At 32.3% G+C, this 16,263-nt stretch carries 14 protein-coding genes; 7 read left to right on the plus strand and 7 right to left on the minus strand.

All coding sequences use genetic code 11. The features are described from left to right. The first annotated feature begins 9 nt into the window (after window positions 1-9). Both VDP25_RS02345 and VDP25_RS02350 read left to right on the plus strand, forming a co-directional pair. A complete protein-coding gene (locus VDP25_RS02345; protein WP_334466370.1) occupies window positions 10-666 on the plus strand; it encodes an endonuclease III domain-containing protein in 657 nt (218 codons plus the stop codon). A 47-nt stretch (window positions 667-713) separates the two neighbouring features. Further along, on the plus strand, window positions 714-1,265 hold the full coding sequence (locus VDP25_RS02350; RefSeq protein ID WP_334466373.1) for a hypothetical protein: 552 nt from the start codon (window positions 714-716) through the stop codon (window positions 1,263-1,265). 29 nt (window positions 1,266-1,294) lie between these two features. Here VDP25_RS02350 and VDP25_RS02355 read toward each other — a convergent pair whose 3' ends face one another. After that, a complete protein-coding gene (locus tag VDP25_RS02355; RefSeq protein ID WP_334466376.1) occupies window positions 1,295-1,438 on the minus strand; it encodes a hypothetical protein in 144 nt (47 codons plus the stop codon). Between the two features lie 57 nt (window positions 1,439-1,495). Further along, window positions 1,496-2,080, minus strand: coding sequence for an RNA polymerase sigma factor (locus VDP25_RS02360; RefSeq protein ID WP_215925879.1), 585 nt, complete (start codon window positions 2,078-2,080; stop codon window positions 1,496-1,498). 329 nt (window positions 2,081-2,409) lie between these two features. On the opposite strand from VDP25_RS02360, the gene uvrA reads away from it, so the two are divergent. After that, window positions 2,410-5,199, plus strand: coding sequence for an excinuclease ABC subunit UvrA (uvrA, locus tag VDP25_RS02365; protein WP_334466380.1), 2,790 nt, complete (start codon window positions 2,410-2,412; stop codon window positions 5,197-5,199). A 1-nt stretch (window position 5,200) separates the two neighbouring features. After that, window positions 5,201-5,863, plus strand: coding sequence for a hypothetical protein (locus VDP25_RS02370; protein WP_334466383.1), 663 nt, complete (start codon window positions 5,201-5,203; stop codon window positions 5,861-5,863). Here the strand turns inward: VDP25_RS02370 and VDP25_RS02375 are convergent. Continuing rightward, entirely contained in the window at window positions 5,860-6,939 is a 1,080-nt protein-coding gene (locus VDP25_RS02375) for a DUF3667 domain-containing protein (RefSeq protein WP_334466385.1), read from the minus strand. The genes VDP25_RS02370 and VDP25_RS02375 overlap by 4 nt on opposite strands. 190 nt (window positions 6,940-7,129) lie before the next feature. Between VDP25_RS02375 and VDP25_RS02380 the strand changes: the two genes are divergently transcribed. Continuing rightward, entirely contained in the window at window positions 7,130-8,320 is a 1,191-nt protein-coding gene (locus VDP25_RS02380) for a hypothetical protein (RefSeq protein ID WP_334466387.1), read from the plus strand. Between the two features lie 82 nt (window positions 8,321-8,402). Here the strand turns inward: VDP25_RS02380 and VDP25_RS02385 are convergent, their stop codons facing one another. The 4 genes from VDP25_RS02385 to VDP25_RS02400 form a co-directional block, all read right to left on the minus strand. After that, window positions 8,403-9,860 (minus strand): oligosaccharide flippase family protein, encoded by a 1,458-nt coding sequence (locus VDP25_RS02385; protein WP_334466390.1) that lies wholly within the window; start codon window positions 9,858-9,860, stop codon window positions 8,403-8,405. Window positions 9,861-9,913: 53 nt separating this feature from the next. Next, the gene (locus VDP25_RS02390) at window positions 9,914-11,200 is read right to left on the minus strand and encodes a glycosyltransferase (RefSeq protein ID WP_334466393.1); all 1,287 of its coding nucleotides are present in this window, start codon (window positions 11,198-11,200) and stop codon (window positions 9,914-9,916) included. 2 nt (window positions 11,201-11,202) lie between these two features. Next, window positions 11,203-13,641 (minus strand): YfhO family protein, encoded by a 2,439-nt coding sequence (locus VDP25_RS02395; RefSeq protein WP_334466396.1) that lies wholly within the window; start codon window positions 13,639-13,641, stop codon window positions 11,203-11,205. Between the two features lie 86 nt (window positions 13,642-13,727). Continuing rightward, entirely contained in the window at window positions 13,728-14,000 is a 273-nt protein-coding gene (locus VDP25_RS02400; protein WP_334466399.1) for a DUF4834 family protein, read from the minus strand. A 133-nt stretch (window positions 14,001-14,133) separates the two neighbouring features. Between VDP25_RS02400 and VDP25_RS02405 the strand changes: the two genes are divergently transcribed. Together VDP25_RS02405 and VDP25_RS02410 are read left to right on the plus strand one after the other, a co-directional pair. Continuing rightward, entirely contained in the window at window positions 14,134-15,105 is a 972-nt protein-coding gene (locus tag VDP25_RS02405) for a transporter (RefSeq protein WP_334466401.1), read from the plus strand. Between the two features lie 18 nt (window positions 15,106-15,123). Next, window positions 15,124-16,245 carry a GTP cyclohydrolase gene (locus VDP25_RS02410; protein WP_334466404.1) on the plus strand — a complete coding sequence of 374 codons (1,122 nt, stop codon included), beginning with the start codon at window positions 15,124-15,126 and terminating at the stop codon, window positions 16,243-16,245. The last annotated feature ends 18 nt before the right edge of the window (window positions 16,246-16,263 follow it).

Here is a 16,263-nt window from a genome sequence, read left to right on the forward strand (position 1 = left end):
ATACAATGAATGACTAAGCAAGAAAAGGTAGATTTTGTTATAAATACGTTAAATCAGCTCTATCCAGAAATTCCAATTCCATTAGATCATAAAGATCCATACACATTACTAATTGCCGTTTTAATGTCTGCACAAAGCACAGATGTTCGTGTCAATAAAATCACTCCTTTACTCTTTGAAAAAGCAGACAATCCTTATGATATGATTAAACTTAGTGTTGAAGAAATACGAGATATCATAAAACCTGTTGGTCTATCTCCAATGAAAAGCAAAGGTATTCACGGCCTATCGCATATATTAATTGATAAACATAACGGAAAAGTGCCTCAAACTTACGAGGAACTTGAAGCATTACCAGCTGTTGGACATAAAACGGCAGCTGTAGTTTTATCACAAGCTTTTGGTATTCCGGCCTTCCCTGTAGACACACATATTCATCGTTTAATGTACCGTTGGAACTTAACTAATGGCAAAAACGTTGTCCAAACCGAGAAAGATGCTAAACGTATATTTCCAGAAGAACTTTGGAACGATTTACATCTTCAAATTATTTGGTATGGTAGAGAATATTCGCCTGCTCGTGGTTGGGATTTAGATAAAGATATTATCACCAAGACTATTGGTAGAAAATCGGTGTTAGATGACTATTATAAAAAGAAAAAATAGAATGCTATGGAATAGTTATTGATGTATGAATTTAAATTCATCAATCCATGAAAAAACTCACCATGTTACTTTTGGCTTTTGCTACACTATCTTGTATTCCGGTAAAAATTGCACCAAGATTCAAAAATGAAGATTACAAAATAATGCAAGCAAAGAAGTTTCAGCGCAAAATGCCCAGAGAAACATCTTTTATATTTAAAGACCCTAAAGACGCAGGTGAATTCTATAACTATATTAATAAAAAGTACAACCTAAATGATATTGATGTTGGTATTAATGTACCTTTTCAACTCAATAATCAAAGCCTTTATTTGTCGTATTATGAAGCAGAACGCACAGACGAAAGTGTAAACCTTCCTCTCGCTTTAATCGATGCTAAAAGAGAAAGTAACGGAAATTCTCGCTTGTTTGAGGGGCATTATTCCAGTAGAACCGGTCATTGGTATCTTATCATAACTATTTATGATGAAAACATAACAAACTGCTTAAGAGATAAGCATCCTTTAAAGGAAAAGACCATTCAATATTTAAAAGATTTAAAACACGAATATCTAACCACTCAAAACTATGAAGAGTTACTTTTTACAAAAAAATCCTGACGTTTTAAGATCAAGATTTTCTTTCCAATTTAATTAAGAAGTGCTTCAAACTTCAATTTATTATAATTTATAACACTTAAAGCCTTAGAATAATTCAAAAGGAAACTTATAGTTTCATCTTTTGGATTTAGGTTATGTTGTTTTGGGGAAGCGTTAGAGTAAATTTTTGCCATTTTTTTGTTTTATGAGTTTATATATAGCAAAAACGCAACTTTATATACTATATTGTATCAATTAGTTAAAACAATATTATTTTGCTCAATTACTTTACGCATATTAATAAGTGCATAACGCATTCTTCCTAAAGCTGTATTAATACTCACACCTGTTCGTTCTGAAATTTCCTTAAAGCTCATATCTTGATACATACGCATCAAAAGCACTTGTTTTTGATCTTCTGGTAACTCTTCAATAATACGTCTTACATCAGTTTCTACCTGATCTTTTATAAGCACTTTTTCTGCATTTAATGTAGAATCGCTTAACACAGAAAAAATACTAAATTCACCAGTGTTATGAAACTTAGGCATACGCTTATTCTTTCTAAAATGATCTATAACCAAATTATGAGCAATACGCATTACCCAAGGTAAAAATTTACCTTCTTCGTTATATTTTCCACGCTTTAGCGTTTTTATTACTTTAATAAATGTGTCTTGAAAAACATCTTCAGTAACATCTCTATCATACACCTTAGAATAAATAAAGCTGTAAATTTTCTGCTTATGCCTTTCTATTAATACTGAAAGTGCACTTTCGTTACCATTAATGTAGTTGGTTACTAATTCCGCGTCTTGGATAAGTTCTGTTTTCATAATAATTACTTTAAAACTTAGCAGTTGCCTACTAAAGTTTGGGGTTAAAAAGCTGTTTTTTTTAAAGTAATATTATGCTATACGCGATTTTTTTTTAAATGAATAAGTTTCAAATATAACAACAATCATTCCGAATAAACAAAAAATAGCACTAAAATTTAACATTTTATCGAATAAAAAGTTCCTTTAATGGATAAAATAACTGTTAAATCAGTAATAATTGAATGTTATTATTTAGGATTATAGCATCCTTAGCGAATTATATCACATATTTTAATCTTTACTTGCTATTGTAGTATCTTTGCAAACTTACACACCGAAAGTAACCTATGAATACTACTGTTTTAGACGTTAGCCCAAAGGAAAATATTATTATAAAAGGCGCAAAACTGCACAATCTTAAAAATATTGATGTGGTTATTCCTCGGAATAAATTGGTCGTTATAACAGGTTTATCTGGTTCAGGAAAATCTAGTTTAGCATTCGATACACTTTATGCAGAAGGTCAAAGACGTTATGTAGAAAGTTTAAGTAGTTATGCACGTCAGTTCTTAGGTCGACTTAACAAACCCAAAGTAGATTACATAAAAGGTATTGCTCCTGCTATTGCTATTGAGCAAAAAGTAAATTCTACAAATCCACGATCAACGGTTGGTACCACAACTGAAATCTACGATTATCTTAAATTATTATTTGCTAGAATAGGAAAGACCTACTCTCCTATTTCTGGTGAGGAAGTAAAAAAACATACAGTTTCTGATGTTATAAACTTTATTTCTCAGTTTGAAGAGCGCACCAAATTATTACTCTTAGCTCCTATTATCTTAGAAGAAGGCCGAACTTTAGAAAACAAACTTCAAACCTTACAACAACAAGGTTATGCACGTATAAAAGTAAAAGATGATGTTGTTAGAATTGATGATGCCTTAAAACAAAATATTTCTTCAGCTGATGATTTATTCCTAGTTGTAGATAGAATTGTCTTTAAAAACGATGAAGACTTTTTAAACCGATTAGCAGATGCTGTAGGAACGGCTTTCTACGAAGGTGTTGGCACTTGCATAATAGAATCTCTTTCAGACAAAAAACAAACCATATTCAACAATAAGTTTGAACTTGATGGCATGTCTTTTTTGGAACCAAATGCACATTTATTCAGCTTTAACAATCCTTATGGAGCCTGCCCTAAATGTGAAGGTTATGGTGATGTTATTGGTATTGATGATGATTTAGTGATTCCCAACACGGCTTTATCTGTTTTTGAAAACGCTATTTTTCCATGGAGAGGAGAAAGTATGAGTTGGTACAGAGATCAGTTGGTAAACAACTCTCACCATTTCGATTTCCCTATTCACAAGCCTTACTTTCAATTAAGTGATGCTCACAAAGCACTTATATGGAAAGGGAATAAATACTTTGAAGGTTTAGATGATTTCTTTGCAGAATTAGAATCGAAAGCCTATAAAATTCAAAATCGTGTGATGTTATCGCGCTATCGTGGTAAAACAAAATGTAATGTTTGTAAAGGTAAGCGCCTACGCGTAGAAGCCAGTTATGTAAAAATCAATCATGCAACTATCACTGATTTAGTAGATTTACCTATAGACGAACTCACAGTCTTTTTTAAAAACTTAAAGCTAAGCGAAAGTGATGCTAAAATCGCAAAACGCCTTCTAACAGAAATCAATACACGATTAGAGTTTTTATCTAATGTAGGTTTAAGTTATTTAACCCTGAATCGAAAATCGAATACCTTATCTGGCGGTGAAAGTCAACGTATAAACCTAGCCACTTCTTTAGGAAGTAGCTTAGTAGGTTCTATGTATATTTTAGATGAACCAAGTATTGGCTTGCATCCAAAAGATACCGAGCGTTTAATAGACGTTTTAAAATCCTTACGAGATCTAGGTAATACAGTTATCGTTGTAGAACATGATGAAGACATTATGAAAGCAGCAGATGCCATTATTGATATTGGTCCAGAAGCCGGAACTTTAGGTGGTGAAGTCGTTGCTGTTGGTAATTTTGAGGACATTCTATCTGCAGATACACTCACCGCTAAATACTTAAATGGTGACTTAGAAATAGAAGTACCTAAAAAACGAAGAACTTCAAAATATAATATTGAAATTGTTGGTGCACGCGAAAACAACTTAAAAAATGTAACGGTTAATTTTCCATTAGAAATGCTAACGGTTATTACAGGTGTTTCTGGAAGTGGGAAAAGTACTTTAGTTAAAAAGATTCTATTTCCTGCCATTCAAAAGAAACTCACAGGATTTAGTGATAAAATTGGTCAGGTTTCAGAAATAAAAGGCAATCATAGCAATATTCAACATGTAGAATTTGTAGATCAGAATCCCATTGGGCGTTCATCGCGATCCAACCCAGTGACTTACATTAAGGCTTATGATGATATTCGTGCATTATTTGCCTCTCAAAAATTAAGTAAAATTAGAAACTACGCTGCCAAGCATTTTAGCTTTAATGTCGATGGTGGTCGTTGTGAAACCTGTAAAGGAGAAGGAGAAGTTACTATTGAAATGCAGTTTATGGCCGATGTGCATTTAACCTGTGATACCTGTGGTGGTAAACGCTTTAAAAAAGAAGTTTTAGAAGTTAAGTTTGAAGGCAAATCTATCGATGACATTTTAAATCTTACAATAGATGATGCTATCGATTTCTTTGAGACTCATAAAGAAACTAAGATTAAAGGCAAGTTACAACCGCTTCAAGACGTTGGTTTAGGCTATGTTACTTTAGGACAATCCTCTTCTACCCTTTCTGGTGGAGAAGCGCAGCGTATAAAACTGGCGACGTTTTTAGGCAAAGGAAGTAAAAGCGATAATGCGCTTTTCATCTTTGATGAACCTACAACTGGGCTTCATTTTCATGATATAAAAAAGTTACTCAAATCATTTCAAGCTTTAATTGCTAAAGGTCATTCTATTATAGTGATTGAGCATAATATTGATTTAATAAAGTGTGCCGATTATATTATAGATCTAGGTCCTGAAGGAGGAAAACATGGCGGACAACTCGTTGCGGCAGGCACTCCTGAAGACATTGTGAAAAATAAGAATTCGGTTACAGGAAAATATCTAAAAGAAAAATTATAAGATGGATTTACCCGAAGGTTTTCATAACGAAGTTATTGAAGCTAGAGAAAATGCGCTTAGTAATACTCATGGTACAGAATCTAAAGTTTCAACGTCTCCTTTGAAACCTGGTGGAGCCAGTTTTAAAACGCATGTTTTAATTCAGGCATCTCCTTCAAAATTAATTTACAAACCTTCTATTGGAGCCGCCATCTTCAGTTTTATATTTTTAGCTGTTGGTTTAGGTGTTTTATTTTTTAATCTCGTTCCATTATTTAAAGGAAATTCAGAATCCATTTCCATCAATTGGTTTCTCATCCTTTTTGGGTTAATATTTGCTGGAGCTGGTGGTTTTATGTTTTATATATTTTACAAACCAAGAGTATTCGACAAGCAACAAGGGTTATATTACACGACTTACCAATTCAAACTACATAAATCGAGAAGGCAACAATCTAAAGACTATTTATCTTTGAAATCAATTGTGGCCATTCAAATTATTGGAGAGTACGTTCAAAGTGATGACGGTTCCTACAAAAGTTTTGAACTCAACTTAGTTTTAGATGATGCTTCTAGAAGAAACGTCGTTGATCATGGTAATTTAAAATCTATTATTAAAGATGCTGAGATGTTGAGTGCTTTTTTAAGCATACCTATTTGGCATGCTGGCTCTATTAACGGCTAATAGTACATAAAAGCAAAAAGTCCTATAAATATTACTGCTATTAATACAAAAGGAAAGAACACCATAGTAGATAGAGATGTCTTAACAAAACTTAAAAACCATCCTTGATTATAAAAGCGTTTTATGGCTATGAAAAGATAAATAAAACAAGATAACGCAATTAAGAAATCTATCCAATCTGGTATTTCATAAATTAAATTAAAACCAAAAATGATACTCAAAACAGTAAAAATAAATGAAAAATAGTAAAAACTAAATACCAAGTGATGCGCATAAGTTCCTCTTTTAAAATAGAACAGTTTAAGAATTAAAGCAAAAATTGGTAGAACAAAAAACAAGGCAATAGGCACCGTATCATAAAATGTACCTACAATATTACCTGCATCCTTTGATTTGTAAAACTTAAGTACCTGAGCATATAGTTTTCGCATAAACCAACCATCATCTTCCTCTAATCCCATGGATTTGTATATAACCTCATCAGATGCGTTAACACTAAGTAAAGAATCTATTTCTGACTCATCAAAACCAAATGATATGCCATTCTTCTTAGGTAAGGTATCTAATTTAATTATAGAATCAATTTCTTTATCGCTCATTCCTGTAATGAACTTATTCTTCCTAAGTGCCGTTTCAATTTCTTTTCGAGCCTCAGAATCTTTAACTTGTTTTATAGAGTCTCTTTTTCTAGTTTGAATTGAATCTAAAACGACTGTACTGTCTTTGTCAAAAATTTCTTGAAAATCATTGTTTAGAGTATTAACCTGATCTCTTGCCGTAAACGAAAAAATAAAAAAGAATACTACAGAAATAAACAAATACATCTGTGCAGGATGCAAATACAGTAAACGCTTTCCTTTTATAAATTCTTTAGCTAAATAACCAGGTTTAAATAGTAAAGGGATAAAACTCACAAAAAAACGTGCATCAAATGAAAAGTAATTACTAATAGTATTATAAAATAATACACCTATCGTAAGTTCGTCATTTGTTTTTTGTCCGCAATGTGGGCAAAACTGAAAACCCTCATCATAAGGTTGTTCGCAATTCTTACAATTCACTTGGTTGGCACTCATGATGTAGCAATTAGTCTGGTTTAAAAGTAATAAAATATATGACACCTTCAATATCTTTAAGATGATTGCATCTAATACTATTTCTTATTTTAATTATCAAATAAACATAACATACTGAATTATAGCGTTATATTTTTTTGGCACGTTGTTTGTTTTGTACTAAACGAGTTTAATTTAAAACCCAATTATTATGAAACGAATTGTATATTTATTTGCAGCTTTAGTCGCTATAAGCACTACTGCATTCGCGACCAACACAACCACATCAGAAGCAGAGGCTTCAATTAATAACTATGTGAGAGGTTATGGTAATTCTTTCATATTTAATGAAGCTGGAATTGAGTTTTCCGTTTTCGCCGATGGTCAGTTTGATTTTTATTTACCAAATTACGGACCAGACGTAAGCGTTGGAATTAATACTCCTGGTTTTAGTTTGAGCTTTAATACAGGTTATGACTATAATCCTTATGTACAGTATGATAGCTTTGGTGCTATTATTCAAATTGAAAACACACCTATTTATTACGACTATTACGGACGTGTAAACCAAATTGGAAACATCTTTATTAACTATAACAATTTTGGTAGAATTAGTCGTATTGGCGGTCTAAATGTGTACTACAGAAACAATGTATTTTACAGATATGATGGCTTTATTAATATATACAACAGATCTTATGTTTACAGACCTTGGCACCGATTTTATGCGACACCACATGTTAACTTCTCTATTGTTCATATTAATCCATACAGACAGTTTTATACACCTGTAAGACATATTTATTATAGACCATATATAAACAATGTCAGATATTATAATATTGGAAGACGTGATAATGGACATGCCGTAAGAAGATCTACTACAACAAGAAATAGAGTTAGTTATGCTCAAACACCAAGAAATAGTAGAGAAAGAGCTATTAGAACTAATGCAACACGAAACAATGCTACAATTACAAGTACAAGAACAGCACGTTTAAGAGCAGCTAATACAGCTACAACAAGAACAACACGTAATGCAAATACAGCTACCAGAACGAGTGCAAATCGGGTTTCTAATGGAATAACAACGACACGTTCTAATACAAGAGCTACAACTCCAACAAGAACCACTCGTAGTAATACAGTATCTACAAGAAACACCAATAATAATGTGACCAGAAGTAATTCAAGTGTGTCTAATAATCGCACAAGAACAACTTCGGCAAGAAAACCAATTGCGACTTCTTCTCGTACATACAACAAGACGAGCTCGCAAAATACAAGACAACGAAGTACCGTTCAGAATAAAAGTAAATCATCGTCTGTAAACAGTAGATCTACAGCAAGAACAAGCAACCAAAGTTCTACAAGATCTAGCTCAAGACGAACAAGAGGATAAACGTTTTTTTTGGTTGGTTAGGAATTCCCGTATGAAGTGTGCCTCAAAGCAACTTACGGGAATTTCTTTTTTTTAAACGTTTTTAAAATTTTAAATACTTTTTTATTTGTTCTGAAATATCCTCAGACACATTCAATTTATAAATTAACACAAAGTAAATGAGACCTATTAATCCAGATTTCAAAATAATATTCATTACAGGGTGAAATGGAAAATCCCAAAAATAAAATGCTAATGATAATACTATTAATGCCAATATAACCTTAGCAGAACCTATAGTAAAAGGCAACATATTAAATTTTCGTTTTACAAATATAATTTTGATTGTATTATAAATAAAAACAGCCAAGAATGTTGCAAAAGCAGAACCTTCAATACCATATACAGGAATAAATACGGCATTTAATACAATTGCCATCAACGCGAGTAACACTCCAAAAAACAAAACCATTCTATAATAATCACTATTAAATAATATGGCATTATTATTTCCTAAACTGTTATCATATAATTTAGCAAGACTCACAATGAGCACCACAAAAAGACCTCCCGTAAATTTTTCTGGAAGAATTTGATACAATTGATTAATGTTTAAAATTATAAGCAGAAAAATAAAACCACTTACCACCAACAATGTTATAGAGCTCCGTTTGTACAAATCTTCTAAAGCGATTTTATCTCTTTCATTAAGATATTTAGCGGTTAATGGCAACATAATTTGATGCATTGCACGTTGCGGAACGGCAATAACAGTAGCTATAAAAATAGCTACACTGTAATAAGCCACTTGCTCAATATCTGGTAGCATTACACCAATCATAAACTTGTCAATATCTAGAATAAGCATCGCAACAGAACCTGCAATAATCATAAGTCCTGAATATTTTAGTATTGAAAATCTATTTTCAACTTTCTGAAATTTCAACTTCGGAAATCTTACCGAGTAAGCATACAGTTTCATTATAACCATTCGTAAAACATAAACGCCAACCAACGCAACTATAAAATTATCTACCGTTAACCAATCGAAGAAAACTGCAATAAGTAATAGCATAATACAAACGCGGTGAAAAATTTCTTTCATTAAATTCCCAAAAACGGTTTGCATCTGCACTTTAGTCCACGCAAAAAAGATTTCGAAATAAGCCATAGCAACAGCCAAAATAAAAATATGCCAGACATAATTTTCTACAATGGGGTTTTCTCTAGAAAGCCAATATACTAAAGTATCATAAGCAAAATAACCTATAAACGCTGTTGGAATTATAAACAATAAAGGCAAAAATAACATCAATGTTAAAAAACTATTGATACTGTTTTTTGATTTGAATGTCGAATAAAATTTCACAATCGCATTGTGTACACCAAACGCCATAAATGGCATCATAATATTGGCTGCAGAAAGCAAAAACGCAACCAAACCATAGTACTCGTCCGATAAAAAGTTAGTATAAAGAAATAGTGTGTTAATAGCACCAATGCCAAAACCCAAATACGTAGTGATTGTGTTTTTAAACGATTGATTTAATACAATTCCCATAGTCTAGCAAATTACAATTATAAGGTTTTAAATTCTAAAACAAATTTTAGAAATTACCCCTTCAAAATTATTGCACTTAATTTTTGAGTTAGGGCTTTGCGACTGTAAGGCTGCAAACCTATAGCATTTACTTTTAAAGTATTATTCTGATAAGCATCAAAATAGTTTAAAAGCTGAACTTTTAATTCGGCTTTCTGTTGGTAATTAAAATACGATCCTGTATTTGTAGATGTTATTATTTGTGCTACATCGGCATCTTTTGGTCCTATAGCTAATATTGGTGTTTCCGAAATTAAATATTCAAAAACTTTACCTGCTATAATAGCTTTGGTATCTTCTGAATCGATTTCTATGAGTAGTAATAATTGAGATTTCATTTGAAACCTTAAGGCTTCATCATGGCTCACATACCCCACAATATTAACATGATTCTTTAATCCCTTTTGATGAATAGACTCAATAACATCATCACTAACCACACCTATTAATTGCAAGCTAAATGCTTCAGAAAAAGCACTATTTTCTTTAATTAATTCCGAAAGGGTTTCCCATAAAACCAAAGGGTTACGTTCAGACAACAACGAACCAATATGAGATAAAGTAAATTTTTCATCCTTAGCTTCTATCCTAACTGAATGTGCATCGTAACCATTTGTAATTACCGAAATTGGTTGTTTGGTTTTGGTTTGAAATTCGTTTTTGGTATGATTACTAGTCACTATAATTTCATCGGCAGCATTTAAAACCTTTTGTTCTAAATCAATATGTTTTGCTTTTGAAGCCGCTGTTAGTTTTAAATCTTTATGATAACCAATCGTGGTCCATGGGTCTCTAAAATCGGCTAACCACTTTACTCCTATTCTTGCTTTTAATTGCAAGCCTATTAAGTGTAAACTATGAGGTGGTCCTGTCGTAATTACCGTTTCAATTTGATGCTCTTTTATATAGTTTGAAAGAAACTCAACCGAAGGTTTTATCCAATTTTTCCGAGCATCAGGAATAAAGAAATTCCCTCTCACATAAAGCATGGCTTTTTCTGTTAACGACTGCTTTTTGGCTTTAGGAATAACACCTGAACTAATTTTTTTAGATTTTCCTTTTGAAAACACACTTGCCAACCCATAAGGTTCATTGATAGGTTGTTTTAAAATAGTAATATTCTTTGGAATCTCATTTACCAAACTCTGATCCAATATGGGATAATTTGGATTTTCAGGACAATACACAATAGGCTCAATACCAAATTCTGGTAAATACTTCACAAATTTTAACCAACGTTGTACACCTGGCCCTCCTGCTGGTGGCCAATAATAGGTTATAATCAGTGTCTTACAGCTCATAACTAAGCTTTATCCTTTCGTCCTTTAATTTTAAAAAACACACCAACCAAAAGCAAAAGTCCTAAAATAACTGAACTCGCTAAAGCCACTTTACTTCCTGTTGCTACAACTTGTGGCTCAAACTTAAATTCTATGGTGTGTTTACCTTTAGGTAATTCTAATGCTCTTAATACGTAGTTTACTCTAAAGTGTGGTGTTAAAGCACCATTTATATAAGCATTCCAACCTTGAGCGTAATAGATTTCAGAGAATACAGCTAAACCTTCGTTAGAGTTATTAGATTCGTATTTTAAATAATTGGGCTTAAACTCTTTTAATTGAATTGAAGCTGTAGAATCAACTTGATACGTGGTTTTTAAATTATGTGCTGCTTGAAACTCATGGTCTAAGACAGCTGTTGTTTTTGTATTTAAACTATCTAAAGCTACGATTTCTTCATTAGCATTTGCAACAAACTTAAGTTCTGAAACAAACCAAGCATTGCCATTAGCTTCTGTGTTTGTATATGGGAAAATTTGCCCTTGATCTTCTGCAATAATATATTTTGTATTAAGCATGTTTAGGACATTCATATTGTTTTTATACACATGAAACTCTAATAACTCTTCTACACGCCCTAATTTGGCAGCACTATAGCCCATTAATGAATTGTGATAATAAGCCGCTTTTGCTGGCATACGCTGGCCTTCAGAAGACATATCCATTACTCTAAAATGTCCTTTGTCTTTTAAGATTTCTTTATCAGCTTGATTAGGTTGATAGGGTTTATCTACTTTAATAGCTGAGATAAAATCATCGTTGTTTACATATTGTTTATCAACAGTAACCAAATCAAAAAGGATTAAAACAGCAAATACAACAACCACTAAATTTTCTGATAATTTCTTCTTTAAGAATAAGTAAATCGTTCCTGCCGAAAGTAAAACCAAGATTAAGGTTCTTAAGGTGTCTGTGGTCATTAAGGATTTTCGGTCTTCAATAACAGCATCCATAAATGCTTGCCCATAAGCACCTATATATTGATCGTCTCGTAAACCTTCAAAGTCAAATAATGTGGATTTAAATAGTAAAAAGATGATAGCTAAACCTGCTGTGATGCCAACGGAATAGAGCAAAGCTTTTAGTTTTTCTTCATCTTTCTGAAAGCTATCAAACAAACGTGATAAAGCAAAAATGCCTAAAACAGGAATACACAATTCTAAAATTACTTGAATTGAACTTACCGCTCTAAATTTGTTATAAAAAGGCACATAATCGATAAAGAAATCAGTTAAAAATCCAAGGTTTTTTCCATAAGACAATAAAAGTGATAACAAGGTTCCTCCAACGAGCCACCATTTTAATCGTCCTTTCACTAAAAATAAACCTAAAACAAACAAAAAGATAATTACCGCTCCAACATAAGCCGGCGCTTCTACAATAGGTTGATCGCCCCAATACATTGGTGCATTTCTAGCAGCATCTAATGCTTCCATTGGAGAAGCTCCTAAATTAATATAGGCTTCGTAAGTTTCTGAATCTTTACCAACATCTTCGTAATTACCACCTCCCATAAATTTAGGGATATAAAGGTTAAACGTTTCTAAAATGCCATAACTGTATTCTGTAATATAATCTTTGTCTAAACCCGTTGTCACTTCCTTTGGTGAACCATCTGGGTTTATGGTTAAATCACTTTGACCACGCGCACTTTCTTTAACGTATTCTTGCGTTGCCATTATATTGGTCGCATTTAAACCAATAGCTAAAATGGCAGCAATAGATAGTAACCCCACAGATTTAAAGAAGTGCGGTAATACCTTTTTCCGATAAGAATCAATCAAATAAGCTAAGCCCAGAACTAATACCAATAATAAAAGGTAATAAGTCATTTGGAAATGATTAGCAACAAGCTCTAAACCTAAAGCTATAGCTGTTAATATAAATCCGAGTATATATTTCTTTCTAAACGTGAGTACAATACCTGCCAATACTAAAGGCATATAAGCAATAGCATGAGCTTTAGAATTATGACCAACACCAAGTATAATAATGAGATACGTTGAAAACCCAAAGGCTATTGCTCCTAAAGCGGCAAGTTTAAAATCAACTTTTAAAGACAAGAGTAGAATATAAAACCCTATAAAATATAGGAAGAGATAATCTGCTGGCCTTGGTAAAAATCGTAAGGTTAAATCGAGTTTTTTAATATAATTGTGCGGATATTTTGCCCCTAATTGATAGGTTGGCATTCCACCAAAGGCACTATTGGTCCAATACGTTTCTTCTCCTGTGGTTTTGGCAAACTCTTTTTGTTGTTCTGCCATACCAATGTAGTGCATAATATCACTTTGATTGATTTTTTTGCCTTGTAAGACAGGACTAAAATAAGCTAATGACAACGCTACAAATCCTACTAAAATTAAGATATGTGGCAAGAAACGTTTTATAGAAAATGACATGAGAATGCTTTAAATTGAATGATTCTGAAAAGTAGTTATTTTTTTTGAAACATCATTAGAGTTTCCTCTATGTGCAAAAAAATAGATTAATCAATTTCTTCGTAATCGATATACTCTCCTACTTTTGGGTTAGAAGAACCATTTTTATTAGGCATTTTATCAATTACTGTTTCACCTTCCTTTTGCTTTTGCGCCTGTCTTTGTTGATTCGGGTTTTGGAATCCGCCAAATTGTTCGCCAAATTTTTGTTCTGCTTTTTTTGCTACAAATTTCACCAATAAAGGAGCAAAAAGTCTAGCTAAAATCTTAAAGCCGAAGTAAACCAGTAAAATAATTAAAATAGTTCTCAGTAATCCCATGATAAACATAATATAATTATCAAAAATACAATTATACTCATTTATAATCCGATATAATTCCTTAAAAAAACTATAAAATATCTATATTTGACTTAAATCTTCAATAGACCGAATGGTTTTAAATCCTTAAATAATGCGAATACTCAAATCAATACTTATATTAATTCTTATTATCAGTTTTAATTCTGCCTATGCTCAATATACAGAAGTAATTAACTCTAATCGTCCTGGCGTATCTAAGAGTGCTTTCTCTGTTGGCACTGGCGTCGTTCAACTCGAAACTGGCGCCTTTACCGTTAAAGAAGAACATGCTCTTGCCAATTACAAAGTTTCGGGGTTTGGCCTTGATTTTGCTTTGAGATATGGCTTATTATTTGAAGAGCTAGAATTATCGCTAGATGGTGTTTATCAAAACGATACGCAAACGCTTAATTTAAATGGTGCTATTCCTGCAGAAAACAACCGTTCTAATTTCAAAAACTTTACATTAGGTGCTAAATATTTGGTTTATGACCCTTATAAAAATGCAGAAGAAGCTAAACCTAATATTTACAGTTACCACGCCAATAGAAAATTTAATTGGAAATCATTAATACCTGCCGTTTCAGTTTATGCTGGTGCTAATTTAGACACTAAAGAGAATCCGTACACCGCAGAAGGCATTGAAGGTTTTAGTCCAAAGGTGATGGTCGCAACTCAAAACAATTTCAATAATGGATGGGTTTTTGTAATGAATTTAATAATGGACAGAATTGGCACTGATCAATCCGATTTTCAATATATACTTACTTTAACACACTCTTTTACTCCGCAATGGGTTGTATTTGGAGAAACACAAGGTATTCAAAGTGATTTTTATGCTGATAACATTTTTAGATTTGGAGGAGCTTATCTTTGGACTAAAGATTTTCAATTAGATGCCAATATTGCATTTAATACTAAAGATACACCTTCGGTTTTTAATATTGCATTTGGAGCTTCTTACCGATTAGATTTTCATGAAGATAAAAAGATAGATAATGGTACTTCTGCAAAAGATGAAGGCAAGCGTAAAAAACGAAAAAAGAAGAACAAGAAGAAAAAAGAAGATGACTTTGACTCTTAATATAGCTTTCCCTACTACATGATTACAATAAAAGAAGCCACATCCAAAAAGGATTTGAAAACATTTGTAAAGTTTCCTTTTAAACTTTATAAAGACTCAAAATATTGGGTACCACCAATTATAAAACAAGAACTAGAAACTTTTAATAAGGACAAAAATCCTATTTTTAATGATGCTGAAGCACGTTTTTTCTTAGCTTATAAATCAGGTGAAGTTGTTGGTAGGATTGCCGCTATTGTAAATTGGCTAGAAGTTGATAAACAAAACATTAAAAAAATGCGTTTTGGTTGGTTTGACTTTATTGATGATTTAGAAGTTAGTAAAGCATTAATTGAAACTGTTGAACACATTGGTAGAACGCACCAACTGAGTTATAGCGAAGGTCCTGTTGGATTTTCTAATTTAGACAAAGTTGGCGTGATGACTGAAGGTTTTGATCATTTAGCAACGATGATTACTTGGTATAACCACCCTTATTACGTTAATCATTATAAGGCTCATGGTTATACTATTGAAAAAGAATATGCAGAAAGTAGCTTCCCTTTTGAAAATGTAAAGCCTATATTTTTTAAGAAAGCTCAAGAACTCATTAAGCGTCGTTATAAACTAAGAGCATTAAAATTTACTAAGACAGAAGAAGTCATGCCTTATGTAGATCGTATGTTCGATTTGTTTAACGAAAGTTATGCCTCCCTTTCTTCTTTTGTAGAAATCACAGACATTCAAAAAGAGTATTTTAAAAAGAAATTTATCAGTTTTATCAACCCTGAATATATCAAATTTGTAGTAGATGAAAATGATAGACTTATAGGGTTTGCCATAGTTATGCCTAGGTTTGCAACAGCCCTACAAAAAGCAAATGGTAAGTTGTTTCCTTTTGGTTTTACGCATATTCTCAAAGCAAAACGAAATAGCAAAGAAGTTATTTTCTATTTAATAGGAATTCTTCCTGAGTATCAAAATAAAGGTGTACATGCTGTTATCTTTAATGAATACTATGAGACTTTTAAGGAAAAAAACATAAAAACCTGTTATAGAACTCCAGAACTTGAAGATAATTACGCCATAAAACAAATATGGAAACATTTTGATCCAAAAGTTTATGCAAGGCGTAAAACATTTAAAAAGGACTTAAATTAGAACCAATATAAAATGCTT

This window comes from Winogradskyella sp. ECml5-4 (genome assembly GCF_036903175.1).
Lineage (GTDB): Bacteria > Bacteroidota > Bacteroidia > Flavobacteriales > Flavobacteriaceae > Winogradskyella > Winogradskyella damuponensis.

What these genes read in the sequence shown, in the direction of transcription:
- VDP25_RS02385 (WP_334466390.1), bottom strand. Translation starts at nt 9,860, where the DNA reads ATGGGAATTGTATTAAATCAATCGTTTAAAAACACAATCACTACGTAT.
- VDP25_RS02355 (WP_334466376.1), bottom strand. Translation starts at nt 1,438, where the DNA reads ATGGCAAAAATTTACTCTAACGCTTCCCCAAAACAACATAACCTAAAT.
- VDP25_RS02350 (WP_334466373.1), top strand. Translation starts at nt 714, where the DNA reads ATGAAAAAACTCACCATGTTACTTTTGGCTTTTGCTACACTATCTTGT.
- VDP25_RS02360 (WP_215925879.1), bottom strand. Translation starts at nt 2,080, where the DNA reads ATGAAAACAGAACTTATCCAAGACGCGGAATTAGTAACCAACTACATT.
- VDP25_RS02345 (WP_334466370.1), top strand. Translation starts at nt 10, where the DNA reads ATGACTAAGCAAGAAAAGGTAGATTTTGTTATAAATACGTTAAATCAG.
- VDP25_RS02410 (WP_334466404.1), top strand. Translation starts at nt 15,124, where the DNA reads ATGATTACAATAAAAGAAGCCACATCCAAAAAGGATTTGAAAACATTT.
- VDP25_RS02390 (WP_334466393.1), bottom strand. Translation starts at nt 11,200, where the DNA reads ATGAGCTGTAAGACACTGATTATAACCTATTATTGGCCACCAGCAGGA.
- VDP25_RS02380 (WP_334466387.1), top strand. Translation starts at nt 7,130, where the DNA reads ATGAAACGAATTGTATATTTATTTGCAGCTTTAGTCGCTATAAGCACT.
- VDP25_RS02370 (WP_334466383.1), top strand. Translation starts at nt 5,201, where the DNA reads ATGGATTTACCCGAAGGTTTTCATAACGAAGTTATTGAAGCTAGAGAA.
- VDP25_RS02405 (WP_334466401.1), top strand. Translation starts at nt 14,134, where the DNA reads ATGCGAATACTCAAATCAATACTTATATTAATTCTTATTATCAGTTTT.
- VDP25_RS02400 (WP_334466399.1), bottom strand. Translation starts at nt 14,000, where the DNA reads ATGGGATTACTGAGAACTATTTTAATTATTTTACTGGTTTACTTCGGC.
- VDP25_RS02375 (WP_334466385.1), bottom strand. Translation starts at nt 6,939, where the DNA reads ATGAGTGCCAACCAAGTGAATTGTAAGAATTGCGAACAACCTTATGAT.
- VDP25_RS02395 (WP_334466396.1), bottom strand. Translation starts at nt 13,641, where the DNA reads ATGTCATTTTCTATAAAACGTTTCTTGCCACATATCTTAATTTTAGTA.
- uvrA (WP_334466380.1), top strand. Translation starts at nt 2,410, where the DNA reads ATGAATACTACTGTTTTAGACGTTAGCCCAAAGGAAAATATTATTATA.